This is a genomic window from Phaeobacter sp. LSS9, assembly GCF_003443595.1.
Lineage (GTDB): Bacteria > Pseudomonadota > Alphaproteobacteria > Rhodobacterales > Rhodobacteraceae > Phaeobacter > Phaeobacter piscinae.
The window spans coordinates 2,161,783-2,179,166 of sequence record NZ_CP031956.1 but is presented as its reverse complement, the minus strand read 5'-3'; the positions used below and the strand labels follow the sequence as shown (position 1 = coordinate 2,179,166).

13 protein-coding genes and 1 tRNA gene are annotated in these 17,384 nt (G+C 59.0%); 11 read left to right on the top strand and 3 right to left on the bottom strand.

All coding sequences use genetic code 11. The features are described 5' to 3' along the window. Positions 1 to 251 precede the first annotated feature (251 nt). From D1820_RS10445 to tuf, 3 genes are all read left to right on the top strand, one after another. Complete coding sequence (locus D1820_RS10445; protein WP_118068930.1) at positions 252 to 2,600, top strand: DNA topoisomerase IV subunit A; 2,349 nt, start codon at positions 252 to 254, stop codon at positions 2,598 to 2,600. Positions 2,601 to 2,727: 127 nt separating this feature from the next. Beyond that, the gene (locus D1820_RS10440) at positions 2,728 to 3,339 is read left to right on the top strand and encodes a hypothetical protein (protein WP_118068929.1); all 612 of its coding nucleotides are present in this window, start codon (positions 2,728 to 2,730) and stop codon (positions 3,337 to 3,339) included. A 262-nt stretch (positions 3,340 to 3,601) separates the two neighbouring features. Further along, the gene (tuf, locus tag D1820_RS10435; RefSeq protein WP_024095804.1) at positions 3,602 to 4,777 is read left to right on the top strand and encodes an elongation factor Tu; all 1,176 of its coding nucleotides are present in this window, start codon (positions 3,602 to 3,604) and stop codon (positions 4,775 to 4,777) included. A gap of 395 nt (positions 4,778 to 5,172) precedes the next feature. Here the strand turns inward: tuf and D1820_RS10430 are convergent, their stop codons facing one another. After that, positions 5,173 to 5,883: a lysophospholipid acyltransferase family protein gene (locus D1820_RS10430; RefSeq protein WP_162894088.1), complete on the bottom strand. Its 711-nt coding sequence runs from the start codon at positions 5,881 to 5,883 to the stop codon at positions 5,173 to 5,175. A 152-nt stretch (positions 5,884 to 6,035) separates the two neighbouring features. On the opposite strand from D1820_RS10430, the gene D1820_RS10425 reads away from it, so the two are divergent. Further along, positions 6,036 to 6,111 (top strand) — tRNA-Trp (locus D1820_RS10425). Between the two features lie 170 nt (positions 6,112 to 6,281). On the opposite strand, the gene D1820_RS10420 is transcribed toward D1820_RS10425, so the two are convergent. Beyond that, positions 6,282 to 8,474, bottom strand: coding sequence for a tetratricopeptide repeat protein (locus D1820_RS10420; RefSeq protein WP_118068926.1), 2,193 nt, complete (start codon positions 8,472 to 8,474; stop codon positions 6,282 to 6,284). 302 nt (positions 8,475 to 8,776) lie between these two features. On the opposite strand from D1820_RS10420, the gene secE reads away from it, so the two are divergent. Next, positions 8,777 to 8,974 (top strand): preprotein translocase subunit SecE, encoded by a 198-nt coding sequence (secE, locus tag D1820_RS10415; protein WP_008560174.1) that lies wholly within the window; start codon positions 8,777 to 8,779, stop codon positions 8,972 to 8,974. Positions 8,975 to 9,218: 244 nt separating this feature from the next. Further along, positions 9,219 to 9,752 (top strand): transcription termination/antitermination protein NusG, encoded by a 534-nt coding sequence (gene nusG / locus D1820_RS10410; protein ID WP_014878905.1) that lies wholly within the window; start codon positions 9,219 to 9,221, stop codon positions 9,750 to 9,752. A gap of 60 nt (positions 9,753 to 9,812) precedes the next feature. Here nusG and D1820_RS19195 read toward each other — a convergent pair whose 3' ends face one another. Then, positions 9,813 to 10,043 (bottom strand): DUF6525 family protein, encoded by a 231-nt coding sequence (locus D1820_RS19195; protein WP_254683300.1) that lies wholly within the window; start codon positions 10,041 to 10,043, stop codon positions 9,813 to 9,815. Positions 10,044 to 10,400: 357 nt separating this feature from the next. On the opposite strand from D1820_RS19195, the gene rplK reads away from it, so the two are divergent. From rplK to rpoB, 5 genes are all read left to right on the top strand, one after another. Further along, entirely contained in the window at positions 10,401 to 10,826 is a 426-nt protein-coding gene (gene rplK / locus D1820_RS10400; RefSeq protein WP_024095809.1) for a 50S ribosomal protein L11, read from the top strand. Between the two features lies 1 nt (position 10,827). Next, positions 10,828 to 11,526: a 50S ribosomal protein L1 gene (rplA, locus tag D1820_RS10395; RefSeq protein WP_014878906.1), complete on the top strand. Its 699-nt coding sequence runs from the start codon at positions 10,828 to 10,830 to the stop codon at positions 11,524 to 11,526. 446 nt (positions 11,527 to 11,972) lie between these two features. Continuing rightward, positions 11,973 to 12,491 carry a 50S ribosomal protein L10 gene (gene rplJ / locus D1820_RS10390; protein ID WP_040173578.1) on the top strand — a complete coding sequence of 173 codons (519 nt, stop codon included), beginning with the start codon at positions 11,973 to 11,975 and terminating at the stop codon, positions 12,489 to 12,491. Between the two features lie 81 nt (positions 12,492 to 12,572). Further along, on the top strand, positions 12,573 to 12,947 hold the full coding sequence (rplL, locus tag D1820_RS10385; protein ID WP_040173581.1) for a 50S ribosomal protein L7/L12: 375 nt from the start codon (positions 12,573 to 12,575) through the stop codon (positions 12,945 to 12,947). A 274-nt stretch (positions 12,948 to 13,221) separates the two neighbouring features. Next, positions 13,222 to 17,358, top strand: a complete 4,137-nt coding sequence (rpoB, locus tag D1820_RS10380; protein ID WP_118068924.1) for a DNA-directed RNA polymerase subunit beta — start codon at positions 13,222 to 13,224, stop codon at positions 17,356 to 17,358. Positions 17,359 to 17,384: the final 26 nt, after the last annotated feature.

The following is a 17,384-nucleotide window of genomic DNA, read 5'->3' as shown; positions in this document are numbered from 1 at the left end:
CCCGCATGCAGATAATACGCAGCTGCAGCACAGTTTGTTCCGGCGTCTTTCAATCCTACAGCAGTTTCGCGAGTCGCAATAGGGGAGAGGTGGCCGCTTTCTCCCCCGAGTGAGCGACGGTGCACACGAAGAGATGTCGGCGTTCGGCCCCCCCTCGCATGTGGTTGTGGTCGAGCCGATATATGGGGGGAACTCCGCATTTTCTCACGGCCCCGCTTTACCAAGACTTGAGGGGGCAGTATCACCAATACATGACCGACCTGGAAGATGATCAAGACACCCCCGATTCCCCCGCATCCGGAGAAGTATTGGAACCGTTGCGCCGCGCGATTGGCGAGCGTTACCTGACCTATGCTCTCAGCACCATCATGCACAGGGCCTTGCCCGATGCGCGTGATGGTCTGAAACCGGTGCATCGCCGTATTCTCTACGCCATGAGCCGTCTGCGGCTCACCTCCACTGGCGGCTTTCTGAAATCGGCGAAGATTTCCGGTGACACCATGGGGGATTTCCACCCTCACGGTGATGCCGCGATTTATGATGCTATGGCGCGTCTGGCGCAGGACTTCAACGTCCGCTACCCGCTGGTCGACGGTCAGGGCAACTTTGGCAATATCGACGGCGATAACCCTGCGGCCTCGCGCTACACCGAAGCGCGGATGACCTTCGTTGCTGAGGCGATGCTGGAGGGTCTGAGTGAAAACGCCGTTGATTTCCGTGACAACTACGACGGACGTCTGACCGAACCGGCGGTGCTGCCTGCGACATTCCCGAATATCCTCGCCAATGGGGCGGCCGGTATCGCGGTGGGCATGGCAACCAATATCCCGCCGCACAACATTAGTGAGCTGATCGATGCCTGCCTGCATCTGATCAAGACCCCTGATGCGCGCGATGACACCCTTCTGAACTATGTGCCCGGCCCGGACTTCCCCACGGGCGGCATTATTGTTGAGCCCAAGGAGAACATCGCCAAGGCGTATACCACAGGGCGTGGGTCATTCCGTCTGCGCTGTACCCATGAGGTCGAGGATCTGGGCCGCGGCCAATGGCAGATCGTGATCACCGAAATCCCCTATCAGGTGCAGAAATCGAAGCTGATCGAAAAGATCGCGGAACTGATCCAGACCAAAAAGATCCCTATTCTGGGTGATGTGCGCGACGAGTCGGCGGAGGATATCCGCATCATTCTTGAGCCGAAGTCCAAGAATGTGGACCCCGAAGTGCTGATGAACATGATGTTCCGCAACTCGGATCTGGAAATTCGCTTCAGCCTCAACATGAATGTCCTGATCGACGGCGTCACGCCCAAGGTCTGTTCGATGAAGGAGGTGTTGCGCGCCTTCCTTGATCACCGTCGCGACGTCTTGCAGCGCCGCTCGCAGCACCGGATGGACAAGATCGATCACCGTCTTGAGGTGCTCGAAGGCTTCATCATCGCCTTTCTCAATCTTGACCGCGTGATTGATATCATCCGCTATGACGATGATCCCAAAGCGGCGTTGATGCGGGAAAACTGGTCGCAGGATCACCCGCGCGCCTATACCGAAGCTGACTACGTTTCGCCTGCTACCGGTGCCGGAGAGTTGAGCGAGGTGCAGGCCGAGGCGATCCTCAATATGCGCCTGCGCAGCTTGCGCCGCTTGGAAGAGATTGAACTGGTGCGCGAACGTGACGCCCTGCGCGAAGAACGCGCCGGGCTGGTTGAATTGTTGGCGTCGGAAGACCTGCAATGGTCCCGCATCGCGGAACAGCTGAAGGACACCAAAAAGCAGTTCGGCAAAACCTATGAGGGCGGCCCGCGCCGCACCCGCTTTGCCGAGGCGGGAGAGGTCGAAGAGGTCCCGCTGGAAGCCATGATCGACCGCGAGCCGATCACTGTGGTTTGCTCGCAAATGGGCTGGATCCGGGCGATGACCGGCCACATCGATCTGGGGCGTGAGTTGAAGTTCAAGGACGGCGACGGCCCGCGCTTCATCTTCCACGCCGAAACCACAGACCGGTTGCTGGTCTTCGCCTCCAACGGGCGGTTTTATACGATTTCCGCGTCCAACCTGCCCGGCGGGCGTGGCATGGGAGAGCCATTACGGCTGATGGTTGACCTGCCGAACGAGGTCGAAATCGTCGATATCCTGATCCACAACCCGGAAGGCCGCCTGCTGGTCGCTTCGGATGCGGGCAATGGTTTCATCTGCGCCGAAAAAGATATCGTGGCCCAGACCCGCAGCGGCAAACAGGTGCTGAACGTCAAAGACGACGACCGCGCTAAGATCTGTATCCCGGTGACAGGCGACCATGTTGCGGTGGTGTCCGAGAACGGCAAATTCCTTGTCTTCGCGGTTGAGGAAATGCCGGAACTGACCCGTGGCAAAGGCGTGCGTCTGCAGAAATACAACATGGCGCGTGGCAAGCAGGGCTCGTTGGAACTGGATGGCGGGCTGAGCGATGTCACCACCTTCAACTGGGATGATGGCCTCAGTTGGGAAATGGGTGGCGGCAAGACGCGGCACGAAACTGACTTGGGGCAATGGCTGGGCAAACGCGCCGGTATCGGCAAGCGGCCGCCCTATGGTTTCCCGCGCAACTACAAATTCAAATAAGGCACCTCTTGCGGCCACGCACCTGTGGCCTCAGCGCCACCCGTCGGAACCACGGGGCCATCATGGCTTTACCGGTTCCGCACCGGGCGGCTATCTGAAGGCGCATGTTAATTGAAATGAGACTGCTATGATCCGGATCTTCGCTCTCCTGGCCGCCATGGTCGCCGTTGCCGCCTGTACCGCAGCCGCGCCTGACGAACCGCTGGAGGATCTCGGAACCTTCAAGCTGGGCCATAATATCGTCATCGCCTCCAAGGTGCAGATGGTGCCGGGATCGCGCGAGGTGTCCAAGCAAGAGTGGGTCGATATCCTCACCAATGAGGTCGATGCCCGGTTCAACCAGTATGACGGCGACAAGATCTATCACTTTGGCATCAGTGTTGAGGGCTATTTTGTTGCTCCCGGCGGTGTGCCGCTTGTGCTTAGCCCGAAATCTGTTCTGGCGATCAATGTGACGGTCTGGGATGACGCCGCAGGCACCAAACTGAACAAGGTCGTGAAGAAATTCACCGTCTTCGAGACGACAACCGCAGACAGCTTCTTGGTTGGATCGGGCCACGCCCGCACCCGGGAAGAACAGATGCGGGGGCTTGCGCGCAATGCTGTTGGCCAGATCGAAGACTGGCTTGTTGAGCAGCGCAAGGACAAAGGCTGGTTTGAGCCGGAGCAGAGTGATGCTGCAGACCTCAGCGAAGATGCCAGCGCCGCAAGCGCTGGGCCCGCGGCGGCGGCTGGCTAACGGTCCAAGATTGTTGTTTTTATCGCGTTCTAGGCGGCAGAAATTCGCGCGCATAGCGCACGCATTGGAGGCTTCGGCCTAACATCAGGCCAGCTGCGATGAGCCGGGCGCGCGGGCTGTGGGGTCTGGTCTACGATCTTGCGGGGATTTGCGCGCAGACGTGCCGGAACGGGTTGATTTTCACGCGCAAACCAAATAAGCCGCGCGCGCAGAGGAAATTCGGGTCGGGTTCCGACCCCCAATTCAAAAGGGCGCCTACAGAATGGCTAAGGAAAAGTTTGAACGTACAAAACCGCACGTCAACATCGGCACCATCGGCCACGTTGACCACGGCAAGACCACGCTGACCGCAGCGATCACCAAGTATTTTGGTGACTTCAAAGCCTACGACCAGATCGACGGCGCACCTGAAGAGAAAGCGCGCGGGATCACCATCTCCACCGCGCACGTGGAATATGAGACCGAAGGCCGTCACTACGCCCACGTCGACTGCCCGGGCCACGCTGACTATGTGAAGAACATGATCACCGGTGCGGCGCAGATGGACGGCGCGATCCTGGTTGTGAACGCTGCTGACGGCCCGATGCCTCAGACCCGCGAGCACATCCTGCTGGGCCGCCAGGTTGGCATCCCGAAGATGGTCGTGTTCATGAACAAAGTGGACCAGGTTGACGACGAAGAGCTCCTGGAGCTGGTCGAAATGGAAATCCGCGAGCTGCTGTCGTCCTACGACTACCCCGGCGACGATATCCCGATCATCGCAGGGTCCGCTCTGGCGGCGATGGAAGGCAATAAGCCTGAAATCGGCGAAGAGAAAATCAAGGAGCTGATGGCGGCTGTTGACGATTACATCGACACCCCTGAGCGCGCTGTTGACCAGCCGTTCCTGATGCCGATCGAAGACGTGTTCTCGATCTCCGGTCGTGGTACCGTTGTGACCGGTCGTGTTGAGCGCGGCGTGATCAACGTTGGCGACTCGATCGAAATCGTTGGTATCCGTGACACCTCCACCACCACCTGTACCGGTGTGGAAATGTTCCGCAAGCTCTTGGACCGTGGTGAAGCCGGCGACAACATCGGCGCGCTGCTGCGTGGTGTCGACCGTGACGGCGTTGAGCGTGGTCAGGTTCTGTGTAAGCCAGGTTCCGTGAAGCCGCACACCAAGTTCGAAGCTGAGGCCTATATCCTCACCAAAGAAGAAGGTGGTCGTCACACCCCGTTCTTCGCGAACTACCGTCCGCAGTTCTACTTCCGCACCACCGACGTGACCGGCACCGTGACCCTGCCTGAGGGCACCGAGATGGTTATGCCGGGCGACAACCTGAAGTTCGACGTTGAACTGATCGCGCCGATCGCGATGGAGCAGGGCCTGCGCTTCGCGATCCGCGAAGGCGGCCGCACCGTCGGCGCCGGCGTTGTGTCCAAAATCACTGAGTAAGACGGCTTTGCCGTCTGGCGGGCGGCAGTTGGTTTTGCGCAGCAAAATCAATGAGAGCCCGCACCGGTGAATAAACTAAAGAAGGCTGCTCCAAACGGGGCGGCCTTTTTCTGTGCGGCAGTGACGGGGCAGGGCAGAAACCGATTAGTGACCTGAGCGAGATGGCAAAGCGGTCGACTTTTCTCTTATGGCTTTCATGAACACCTGCGTTACGGGGATTTCTGCCAAGGCATGGTTGGTGTCGTCAGAGGACGCCTTTTCCCGAACCTTGCTGGTAGTGCAGGAAAGCAGGGCCACACACCGCGCGGTCTTCGGGGCGGTGGGCGGAGATCAAAGAATACTCTGCGTATCGGTGATCAATCCACCAACCGAAACTGCGGCGAAAACCGTGCTAACTAACCTGCCGGCTTCTTCTTCCCCTTATCGTCGCGCCCGACCGCCGTATCGGCCGCATCGGTGATGGCGTCCAGTGAGGCCTGCAGGCTCAGTCGCAACGTTTCCACTTGCTCATCGGTGGGCTTCTTCGGCATCTCGTCCGTCCACTCCTGACAGAGGAGAACACCACGTGAAAATGGCAGGGGCAGCATTTGCTGATCCCACGTCGGCAGCTTGATCACTTTCCGCTCTGCAAAAGCGACGGTGAACACACGGCATCCGGTCATCCGTGCCCACGTGATCGGCACGCCGGAGGATATACGGGCAGGGCCTCTCGGTCCGTCGGCGGCGATGCCGATGGAACAGCCTTCTTTGATCCGGCGCAGCACTTCGCGGGACAGCGCCACATGGCGCTTGTGGCTGGACATCGGGATGGTCTCAAACCCCAGTCGCACCAAGATCTGTCCGGCCAGCCGCCCGGCGCGCGCGGCGGAGGTCAGGGCGCAGATGCGACCCAGCGAAGTGTCGAAGAGATAGGGCGCCATGATCAGCCGCTGGTGCCAGAGCACGAAGATCACGGGTTCCCCTGAGGCGACGCAGGCATCCATCTCCTCAAATCCGCGACGCTCCCAGCGTGAGGTTCGATAGGCGAATCGCACATAGCCAGCCAATAGGGCTTCGACGGCGCGATTCACCTTCGGGCTGTCGGCGATTTTCTTACGCAGGCTCACTCTGGGCTCTTTCTTCTGGATCCTTTGCCCTGTCATACTGGAGCCTGACAGCCGGGACCAGTCATCCCGGCCTGAGACGCGGAAATCAGGGGGATTTCGTCGATTTCCCTCTTGCCAGCGGCGCATCCCTGGCTTAGGAACTGCCGCACCGTAGGGGTATAGCTCAGTTGGTAGAGCGACGGTCTCCAAAACCGTAGGTCTCGGGTTCGAACCCTGATGCCCCTGCCATTTCCCCAGATTTCTGAATCCGCAGTCAGCCCCGTGCTGGTATCTGTCAGGTGTTGTTGTCGGTGTTTATCACGGGTGGACGGCTGCGGCAGTGACCTGCATCCCCGCCGGGTGCCCCGCCGCCTTGTTCGGGCAGCGAGGGCATGTGCGTTGGTTTGCCTATACTGTGATCAAGCCGCGTGAATGGGTGGCGCGTCCACTTTCCCGTGGGAGAACCTGTCGACGGGCGGTTTGGGCAGGGGATCCTCGGCCGGGACCGCCACGTGCTGGGGCGGTAGGGCGTCGCAATGGCGTGCGAACACAATATCCAACCCACGCTCCAGGTCCTGCATATAGCCTGCCGTATTGAACAGCGGGGCCTTGGATTGCATCAGACGCAGCTTGCTGCGCAGCGCCATCAATTGATCACGATCTCCGGCTAACTCCAGAGCGCGCGCCTCATAGGCCTGGGGCGTTGTTGTCTGCAGTTCCTCCATTCCGGCGGCGGCCAGCAGGCTGGCGGTGGTGCGTGCGGCGAACTGGCGACCGGCCATCGTCAGCACAGGTAGCCCGGAAATCAGCGCATCACGGGCCGCAGGACCGGCATTTATGGTGAAACTGTCGAGGAAGAGATCCGCAACCATGCTGCGGGCCATCCGCTCTTCTCCGGTGCAGGGGGGCGCAAAGATCAGGCGGTCAGGGTCGACACGGCGATCACCTGCGGCCTGGCGAAGCGCCGCCTGCGCCTCTTCGGGGTGATCTGCCAGCCAAAGCACGCTGCCGTCGATTTTTGTCAGCAGACGCATCCAGATGTCGAACTCACGCGGGGTTACCGCATGGCTGGCGGTGAAACTGCAGAACACAAAGGCCTCATCCGGCAGACCGCAGTCGCGACGGCTGAACTGATGCCCAGACAGATCCTGCGGACCTGAAACACTCAGGTAGCTGTGCGGCATGCGGATCAGATGTTCCTCGAAATACCGCTCACTGCCGGGCGGGCAGGTGACCGCATCCCCGAGGATATAATCATAGGCTGGGGTGCCCATGGTGCCGGGGAAGCCTGGCATGGCAACTTGCACCGGCGCGATCCGGGCCGAGAACACGGTCGCATCAGCCTCATGGGTGTAGCTGGTCAGATCAATCGCAATATCCAGCTGGTCTGCCACGGCCTGCGTCTTGATTGTGGTGGGCGATAGTCCGCGAATGTCGCGGTGCAGGACGCCGATCAGATCAGCGCGCGGGGCGCTGGCGGTGTAGACATAAAGGGCGAATCGGCTCTGATCATGGCGGGCGAGCAGACTGTCGAGCAGCCGCAGTGCGTCCAAATCCTGGGCTGAGCTGACAAAATAGCCGACACGAAGCTGCTGGGGCCGGGTTTCTGCCCGTGGGCGTTGCGGTGCCGGATCCGCCTGCAGCCCGGCGCTGGCATGGGCCTGCATCCGGATGCGCAGGAGGTCGGGATTATCTTCGAGACCGATCTGAGCCTGCGGCGCACACGCAGAGCCGCGCAGCCCCAGATGGCGGCGGTGATCCCGATATTCATCCAGCCAGCGCCAGTCGCAGAGATCTGCCATCAGGCGCAGCTTCTGGGCGCGGGCACGATCATCGTTTGGGCGGGCCAGCAGGATCTGTTCCAGATTGCGGATCGCCTCAACCCGGTCGCCAGCCATACCGGTGAGCTGGGCGAGATTATAGCGTGCCTCCAGAAAACCCGGCGCAAATCGTGCGGCCTGTCCATAAAGATCGCGCGCGATACCCAGATTGCCAAGCTGGCGCTGGATATTGGCACGGTTGTAGAGCAGCTGCGCATTGTCCGGCGCCTGATCAATCGCACTGGCAAAGCACTGATCCGCCTCGATAATACGGTCCTGATCCAGCAGAGTATTGCCCAGATTATTCAGCGCGGGCAGGCAGGTCGAATCAAGCGTCAGTGCTTTTTTGTAGAGCGCGACGGCATCCTCCGGCCGGTTCTGGCGACGGTAAACATCGCCCATCGCAGCAAAGGTCGTGGGCGAAGTCGGGTTCAACTCGCAGGCCTTGTTGAGGCAGGTCGCAGCCTCATCCAGCGCGGTCTGTGCCAGGTGGCAACGACCCAGAAGTTCCCAGAGAAACGCAGATTTACGGTGGCTGTTCAGCAGTTCTGCGCATCGGGTTGCGGCCTGCTGATGGTGCCCGTGCTGAAACAGAGCGGTCAGTTGCTCCTGCAGCTCGGGATCCAGTTTGGCATCCGTTGGCTGTTGCCGCGCGTGACCGCGCCCGGAAAGCTTGCCGGAAATTTGCATGGTCAGCGGAGGGGTTGCCTGCGCTTCGCGCTGGGTGGCGGCCCCTGCTGGGGTGGTTTGGCTCAGGCCGGTTGCCTGTGGATCGTTCTGTGCGAGGGTCATGGAATCCTATCTCATAATCGCGCTCGGTGACGGGCAGGGCATGATGTGATGGCATCGGCGCGGCCCGGTGGCGATATTTATGCCTCTCGAAAATTAAGATAGAATTGACTGCACCGGCGCTGGTTGACGCAACGGCTCCAGTCGGCACCGATCCTCACAGGACCTCAGTTGCTAGCAGGCTTATGCCTCGTCAGCCAAACACCGAACCTCGGCTGCCAGGGCGCGATCTGCAGCGGGGCTTGAAATTGCCATAGTCTGCGGTTAAATCGCTGCTTGATTGCTAGCAGAGAGAACCCCGCCTCATGGCCACCACCAACCCCGTCCAGTTCATCCAGCAGGTTCGCGCCGAAGTTTCCAAGGTCGTCTGGCCGACCCGCCGTGAGGTGCTGCTGACCACCGTGATGGTGTTCGTCATGGCGGCGCTTACGGCCGTGTTCTTTGCCATTGTGGACATTCTGATCCGCTTTGGGCTTGAGGGCATCTTGGGCATGTTCGGCTAATCCCGACCTGACGGCCTTCCGTTGCGCGGCGTTGCGACACAGGCAGTCGGGTCTTTGCAATTCACGGCTCTCCTCTTGATCTTGGACTCCCGGGGCGATAGGTGAGCGCGTAACTCTGACGTAGGCGTGTGGCGATTCGTGTCGCGCGCCGCTTTTTGTTAGAGGGCAGCCCTGAGGGCTGTATTTTATTTCAGCAGCGGCACGGCAGTCTTGTCGGCCAAGAGACACAAGGACGATCAGGTTCATGGCGAAACGGTGGTATTCGGTCAGCGTTCTTTCGAACTTCGAAAAGAAAATCGCAGAGCAGATCCGCACGTCGGTCGCAGAACAGGGCCTTGAGGATGAGATCGACGAGGTTCTGGTCCCCACCGAAGAGGTGATCGAGATCCGTCGCGGCAAGAAGGTCACGACCGAGCGGCGTTTCATGCCCGGCTATGTGCTGGTGCACATGGAGATGTCCGATCGTGGCTACCACCTGATTTCCTCGATCAACCGCGTGACTGGCTTCCTCGGACCGCAGGGCCGCCCGATGCCGATGCGCGACGCAGAGGTGCAGGGTATCCTCGGCCGCGTCCAGGAAGGCGAAGAGGCACCGCGCACGCTCATTTCCTTCGAGGTTGGTGAAAAAGTCAAAGTCAACGACGGTCCGTTCGAAGATTTCGACGGCATGGTCGAAGGCGTCGACGACGACAATCAGAAGCTCAAGGTTACCGTGTCCATCTTTGGCCGGGAAACCCCGGTGGAGCTGGACTTCACTCAGGTGACCAAGCAGGGGTGATAACCCCCCCCTTTGATTGTATGCGAACGTGAGACAAGGCGGCCCCATACGGGTCGCCTTTTATCGTTTGGATGAGGCGGCATCAGGGTGGGATGATCCCCAGATCTTTTGTGCGTCCTTAACCGTCAGTTTCCGCTGGATCAGATTCAGTTCACCAAATGCGAGCGCTCTATCACCAGTGCGGGCCAGCGCCTTGTTGAAGGTGCGATGAACAGATCTCGCGCTCCAAGGCAGGACAGCGGATGAGATCCAGCGGCGCAGATCCGGAGGGAGACAGTCGTAATCCTGCATCGGGTTTCCACGGCGCAGCTTACGTTTCAGGCTGGTTCGGCCGCAGTTTCCAGTCATCTTAGAGGCCTCTGGTAGGGGTGGTTTTAAAGGTTGCCGTAGCAAGTGATCACGAAGTGTTATATGATATCATTACATATGAAAAGTCACTTGCCCTTGTATCAAGCAATCTGGCCGGTTGTTTACAGACGTGCATCTCTCCCAACCCCTTGCCAACCTCACCATTCCGCTATAAACGCCGCCTCTATCGCCTCCGGGCGAGATTCTCTCGTGGGAGATCAAGGGATCGCGATCCTGACATCGGACCACGCAACACTCTCCGGACAGGACGCGTCCTGTCCTCGTTGAAAGGAAAACCAAATGGCTAAGAAGCTTGTTGGCACAATGAAGCTGCAAGTGCCCGCCGGTAAGGCAAACCCATCCCCGCCGGTCGGTCCGGCACTGGGTCAGCGCGGCATCAACATCATGGAATTCTGCAAGGCGTTCAACGCCAAGACTGCAGATATGGAGCCCGGTGCGCCGTGCCCGACCGTGATCACCTACTATCAGGACAAGTCCTTCACCATGGACATCAAGACGCCGCCCGCGTCTTACTACCTGAAGAAGGCCGCCAAGGTGAAATCCGGCGCGAACAACCCGTCGCGTGAAACCGTTGGCACGGTCAGCGTCGCTCAGGTGAAAGAAATCGCCGAAGCGAAAATGAAAGATCTGAACGCGAACGACATCGACGCCGCAATGCAGATCATCCTGGGCTCTGCCCGCTCCATGGGCATCGAGGTGAAGTAAGATGGCTAAGCTCGGTAAACGGACCCGCGCTGCGCGCGAAGCTTTCGCTGGCAAGGACAACCTGTCGGTGGAAGAAGCGGTCGCTCTGATCAAGGCGAACGCAAACGCAAAATTCGATGAAACCATCGAAATCGCCCTGAACCTCGGCGTTGACACCCGTCACGCAGACCAGATGGTTCGCGGCGTTATCGGTCTGCCCAACGGCACCGGCAAAGACATGCGTGTTGCTGTTTTCGCCCGTGGCGCGAAAGCTGACGAAGCCAAAGAAGCTGGCGCGGACATCGTCGGTGCAGAAGACCTGATGGAAACCATTCAGGGCGGCACCATCGACTTTGATCGCTGCATTGCAACCCCGGACATGATGCCGATCGTCGGCCGTCTGGGCAAAGTGCTTGGCCCTCGCAACCTGATGCCGAACCCCAAGGTTGGCACCGTGACCATGGACGTGAAAGCAGCCGTGGAAGCAGCCAAAGGCGGCGAAGTTCAGTTCAAGGCTGAAAAAGGCGGCGTTGTCCACGCAGGCGTTGGCAAAGCGTCCTTCGACGAAGCCAAACTGATCGAGAACGTCAAGGCATTCATCTCGGCAGTGGCCAAGGCCAAGCCGGCTGGTGCCAAAGGCGCCTATATGAAGAAAATCGCTCTGTCCTCCACCATGGGTCCGGGCGTCACTGTTGACGTGGAAACCGCCGTTACCGAGTAATCTCGGCAGGCGGGACGATAGTTTGGTGGTGCGCTATGTCGCGCTGCCGTAGATCGTATCCATCAGCGATAGACCGGGGGTCCCTTGCAGGGGTCCCCGGTTTTGCATTTCGGGGCTGTCCTTGCCAGGATTTCGGCTGATCCCGCCCCTGTTGGGTCCTGAGGCAATTTTGCCCTTGGAAAACCCCTAAAATGGGACTAACTACGACCGCGAGATAAAGCGTGCGATTCGTCGTGCGCTTTATTTCATTTCGTCCAAGATGGTGGGTGGCCTGTCGATCGGGTCTTAATTTCCCTCCTGAGACGGGAACGACCAAAGGATCGAGGGAATTCCTACCCTCGGGTGATTTTGGCTCACCCCGTTAAAACGGACTTGAACGCCGGACAGCAATGTTCGGCACATCAATGAGCCGGGATGCGAAAGTGTCCCTAAACTTGGAGAGAACTGTGGATAGAGCCCAGAAAGAGAGAGTGGTCGAGGAACTCGGCCAGATCTTCGAAAGCTCTGGCGTGGTGGTCGTAGCCCACTACACCGGTCTGACAGTTGCAGAGATGCAGGATCTGCGGGCGCGCGCAAGCGACGCCGGGAGCTCCGTGCGTGTTGCCAAGAACAGGCTCGCCAAAATCGCCCTCGAGGGTAAGCCGTGTGAAAGCATGTCTGACCTGCTGACAGGGATGACCGTTCTGACCTATTCCGAGGACCCCGTGGCAGCAGCCAAGGTGGCCGAGGGCTTCGCCAAGGAGAACAAGAAGTTCGAAATCCTTGGCGGTGCAATGGGCGAGAACGCTCTTGACCGTGCCGGCGTTGAAGCCGTGTCGAAAATGCCTTCGCGCGATGAGCTTATTGCTCAGATCGCAGGCATGCTCGGCGCACCTGCTTCCAACATCGCCGGTGCGATTGGCGCACCTGCAAGCAACATCGCAAGCATCCTTTCGACCATCGAAGAGAAGGCGGAAGCTGCGTAAGCGGTTGGCACTGAATGACTGGCGTCGGGCATCAGCCCGCACGTTGGAACACACACACTGTAAACGGAAAGAGCTGATAAAATGGCTGATCTGAAGAAACTGGCAGAAGACATCGTTGGTCTGACCCTGCTTGAAGCACAAGAACTGAAAACCATCCTGAAGGATGAGTATGGCATCGAGCCCGCAGCTGGCGGCGCAGTTGTCATGGCAGCTGGCGGCGACGCCGGTGGCGCAGCGGAAGAAGAAAAGACCGAATTTGACGTCGTTCTGAAAAACGCTGGTTCGTCCAAAATCAACGTGATCAAAGAAGTTCGCGGCATCACCGGTCTTGGCCTGAAAGAAGCCAAAGAGCTGGTCGAAGCTGGCGGCAAGATCAAAGAAGGCGTGGACAAAGCCGAAGCAGAAGACATCAAAGGCAAGCTGGAAGCGGCTGGCGCCGAAGTCGAGCTGGCCTAAGCTACGCGATACGGGACAACACTGGGGGTCGGTTTCGGCACCCTCTGAACATCCCGGAAATTTGGCTGGGCCCGGTGAAAACCGGGTCCAGCCGAACCTGTCTTAGAAAGGGCCCAAATTTACGGGCGTTTTTTCAGGCGAGGTTCAAAGGATCGGGAGGCCACCATTCGGGAAGGTGGTCATGAATTGATCCGAACACGCTGTCTCGTATGGGTAAGGTGCCGGGGCCCGGCGGCATCCTTGCTCAGTGAGAATTGGAAAGGTGACATCTGACATGGCTCAATCGTTCCTTGGCCAGAAACGTCTTCGCAAATACTACGGTAAAATCCGCGAAGTCCTGGACATGCCGAACCTCATCGAGGTCCAGAAATCTTCTTACGACCTCTTCCTGCGCTCTGGTGATGCAGAACAGCCGCTCGACGGCGAAGGCATCATGGGCGTGTTCCAGTCGGTATTCCCGATCAAGGACTTTAATGAGACGTCGGTTCTGGAATTCGTGAAATATTCCTTCGAGCGTCCGAAGTATGACGTCGAAGAATGCATGCAGCGCGACATGACCTACTCGGCTCCGCTGAAGGTCACATTGCGTCTGATCGTCTTTGATGTGGACGAAGATACCGGCGCCAAGTCGGTGAAGGACATCAAAGAACAGGACGTCTACATGGGCGACATGCCCCTGATGACGCCAAACGGCACCTTTGTGGTCAACGGCACCGAGCGTGTGATCGTATCCCAGATGCACCGTTCGCCGGGCGTGTTCTTTGATCACGACAAGGGCAAGACGCATTCTTCGGGTAAGCTGCTGTTTGCCTGCCGCATCATCCCGTATCGCGGCTCCTGGCTGGACTTCGAATTTGACGCGAAGGACATCGTCTTTGCGCGTATCGACCGTCGCCGCAAACTGCCTGTGACAACCCTGCTGTATGCTCTGGGTCTCGATCAGGAAGGCATCATGGATGCCTATTACAACACCGTGAACTTCAAGCTTGAGAAGAGCCGTGGCTGGGTCACGCCGTTCTTCCCCGAGCGCGTGCGCGGCACCCGTCCGACCTATGATCTGGTTGACGCAGCGACTGGTGAGATCTTTGCCGAAGCAGGCAAGAAGGTCACGCCGCGTGCCGTCAAGAAGATGATCGACGAAGGCAACATCACCGACCTTCTGGTGCCGTTTGAGCATATCGTTGGCAAATTTGTCGCCAAGGATATCATCAACGAAGAAAACGGCGCCATCTATGTCGAGGCCGGCGATGAGCTGACCCTTGAGTACGACAAAGGCGGCGAGTTGATTGGCGGGACTGTCAAGGAACTGATCGATGCCGGTATCACCGACATCCCGGTTCTGGACATCGACAACATCAACGTCGGCCCCTACATGCGCAACACCATGGCGCAGGATAAGAACATGGGTCGCGACACCGCGCTCATGGATATCTACCGCGTCATGCGCCCGGGTGAGCCGCCGACCGTTGAAGCGGCCTCCGCGCTGTTTGACACGCTGTTCTTCGATTCCGAGCGCTATGACCTCTCCGCCGTTGGCCGTGTGAAGATGAACATGCGCCTTGCTCTGGATGCTGAGGACACTCAGCGGACCCTGCGCAAGGAAGACATCATCTCCTGCATCAAGGCGCTGGTTGAACTGCGCGACGGCAAGGGCGACATCGACGACATCGACCACCTTGGCAACCGTCGTGTGCGCTCCGTTGGCGAACTGATGGAAAACCAGTACCGCGTCGGCCTTCTGCGCATGGAACGTGCGATCAAGGAACGGATGTCCTCCGTTGAGATCGACACCGTCATGCCGCAGGATCTGATCAACGCAAAACCGGCTGCCGCGGCTGTCCGTGAATTCTTCGGCTCCTCGCAGCTCAGCCAGTTCATGGACCAAACCAACCCGCTCTCCGAAGTGACGCACAAGCGTCGTCTCTCGGCGCTTGGGCCTGGCGGTCTGACCCGTGAGCGTGCTGGCTTTGAGGTGCGCGACGTTCACCCGACCCACTATGGTCGGATGTGCCCGATTGAGACACCGGAAGGCCCGAACATTGGTCTGATCAACTCGCTGGCGACCTTTGCCCGTGTGAACAAGTACGGCTTCATCGAAACACCTTACCGTGTCGTCAACGAGGCGAAGGTGACCGACGAAGTCCACTACATGTCCGCGACAGAAGAAATGCGTCACACCGTGGCGCAGGCGAACGCGACACTGGATGAAGATGGCAAGTTCATCAACGATCTGGTTTCGACCCGTCAGTCGGGCGATTATACTCTGGCTCCGCGTGAAAGCGTGGACTTGATCGACGTCTCGCCCAAGCAGTTGGTCTCCGTTGCGGCCTCGCTGATCCCGTTCCTGGAGAATGACGATGCTAACAGGGCTCTGATGGGCTCGAACATGCAACGTCAGGCGGTTCCGCTGCTGCGCGCAGAGGCACCGCTGGTCGGCACCGGCATCGAAGAGATCGTGGCACGGGATTCCGGCGCGGCCATCATGGCCAAGCGCGGCGGTATCATCGACCAGATCGACGCACAGCGTATCGTGATCCGGGCGACCTCTGACCTCGAAATGGGTGATGCGGGTGTGGACATCTACCGCATGCGCAAGTTCCAGCGTTCTAACCAGAACACCTGCATCAACCAGCGTCCGCTGGTGAAAGTAGGCCAGGAAGTTCGCAAGGGCGAAGTGATTGCCGACGGTCCGTCCACCGATATGGGTGAACTGGCTCTGGGTAAAAACGTCGTCGTGGCCTTCATGCCCTGGAATGGCTACAACTACGAAGACTCCATCCTGATCTCCGAGCGTATCGCGCGTGACGACGTCTTTACCTCGATCCACATCGAGGAATTCGAAGTCGCCGCCCGTGATACCAAGCTTGGGCCGGAAGAGATCACCCGCGACATTCCGAACGTCGGTGAAGAAGCGCTGCGCAACCTCGATGAGGCGGGCATTGTTTACATCGGTGCGGATGTGGAACCGGGCGATATCCTCGTCGGTAAGATCACACCCAAGGGCGAAAGCCCGATGACTCCGGAAGAAAAGCTGCTGCGCGCCATCTTTGGTGAAAAAGCATCTGACGTGCGCGACACTTCGCTGCGCGTGAAGCCGGGTGACTACGGGACTGTGGTTGAGGTGCGTGTCTTCAACCGTCACGGTGTCGAAAAAGACGAGCGTGCGCTGCAGATCGAGCGTGAAGAAGTCGAGCGTCTGGCCCGTGACCGGGACGACGAGATGGGCATTCTGGACCGCAACATCTATGCACGTCTGCGTGGCATGCTGCTGGGTAAAACCGCTGTCAAAGGCCCCAAAGGCATCAAGGCTGGTTCTGAAATCACCGAGGAGCTGCTGGACACACTCAGCCGCGGTCAGTGGTGGATGCTGGCGCTGGAAGACGAGCAGAGCGCTCAGGTTGTCGAGGCCCTGAACGAGCAGTACGAAGCACAGAAGCGTGCTCTGGATGCCCGTTTTGAAGACAAGGTCGAGAAAGTGCGTCGCGGCGATGATCTGCCGCCGGGCGTGATGAAGATGGTCAAAGTCTTCATCGCGGTGAAGCGCAAGCTGCAGCCGGGCGACAAGATGGCCGGTCGTCACGGGAACAAAGGTGTGATCTCGAAAGTGGTGCCGATGGAGGACATGCCGTTCCTCGCCGATGGTACCCCGGTCGATTTCTGTCTGAACCCGCTCGGTGTTCCGTCGCGGATGAACGTTGGTCAGATTCTGGAAACCCACATGGGTTGGGCCGCGCGCGGTCTGGGCATCAAAGTAGACGATGCGCTGCAGGACTATCGTCGCTCCGGCGATCTGACCCCGGTTCGTGAAGCGATGCACCATGCCTATGGTGACGACGTCTACGGTGAAGGTATTGCCGATATGACCGAGACCGATCTGGTTGAGGCCGCAGGCAATGTGACCCGTGGTGTGCCGATCGCAACACCAGTCTTTGATGGCGCCAAAGAGGCCGACGTCAACGACGCTCTGGTGCGCGCTGGCTTTGACACCTCCGGTCAGTCGATCCTGTTTGATGGCCGCACCGGCGAGCAGTTCGCCCGTCCTGTGACCGTTGGCATCAAATACCTGCTGAAACTGCACCACCTGGTCGACGACAAGATCCACGCGCGTTCGACCGGTCCGTACTCCCTCGTTACTCAGCAGCCGCTGGGTGGTAAGGCGCAGTTCGGTGGTCAGCGCTTTGGTGAGATGGAAGTCTGGGCTCTGGAAGCCTATGGCGCCGCCTACACCCTGCAGGAGATGCTCACCGTGAAATCGGATGACGTTGCAGGCCGGACCAAGGTCTATGAATCGATCGTCAAGGGCGAGGACAACTTTGAAGCGGGCGTACCGGAATCGTTTAACGTTCTGGTGAAAGAAGTCCGTGGCCTCGGCCTGAATATGGAACTCCTGGATGCAGAGGGTGAGGAGTAAGGGCCTCGGCCCTTGCTTTCTCCCCT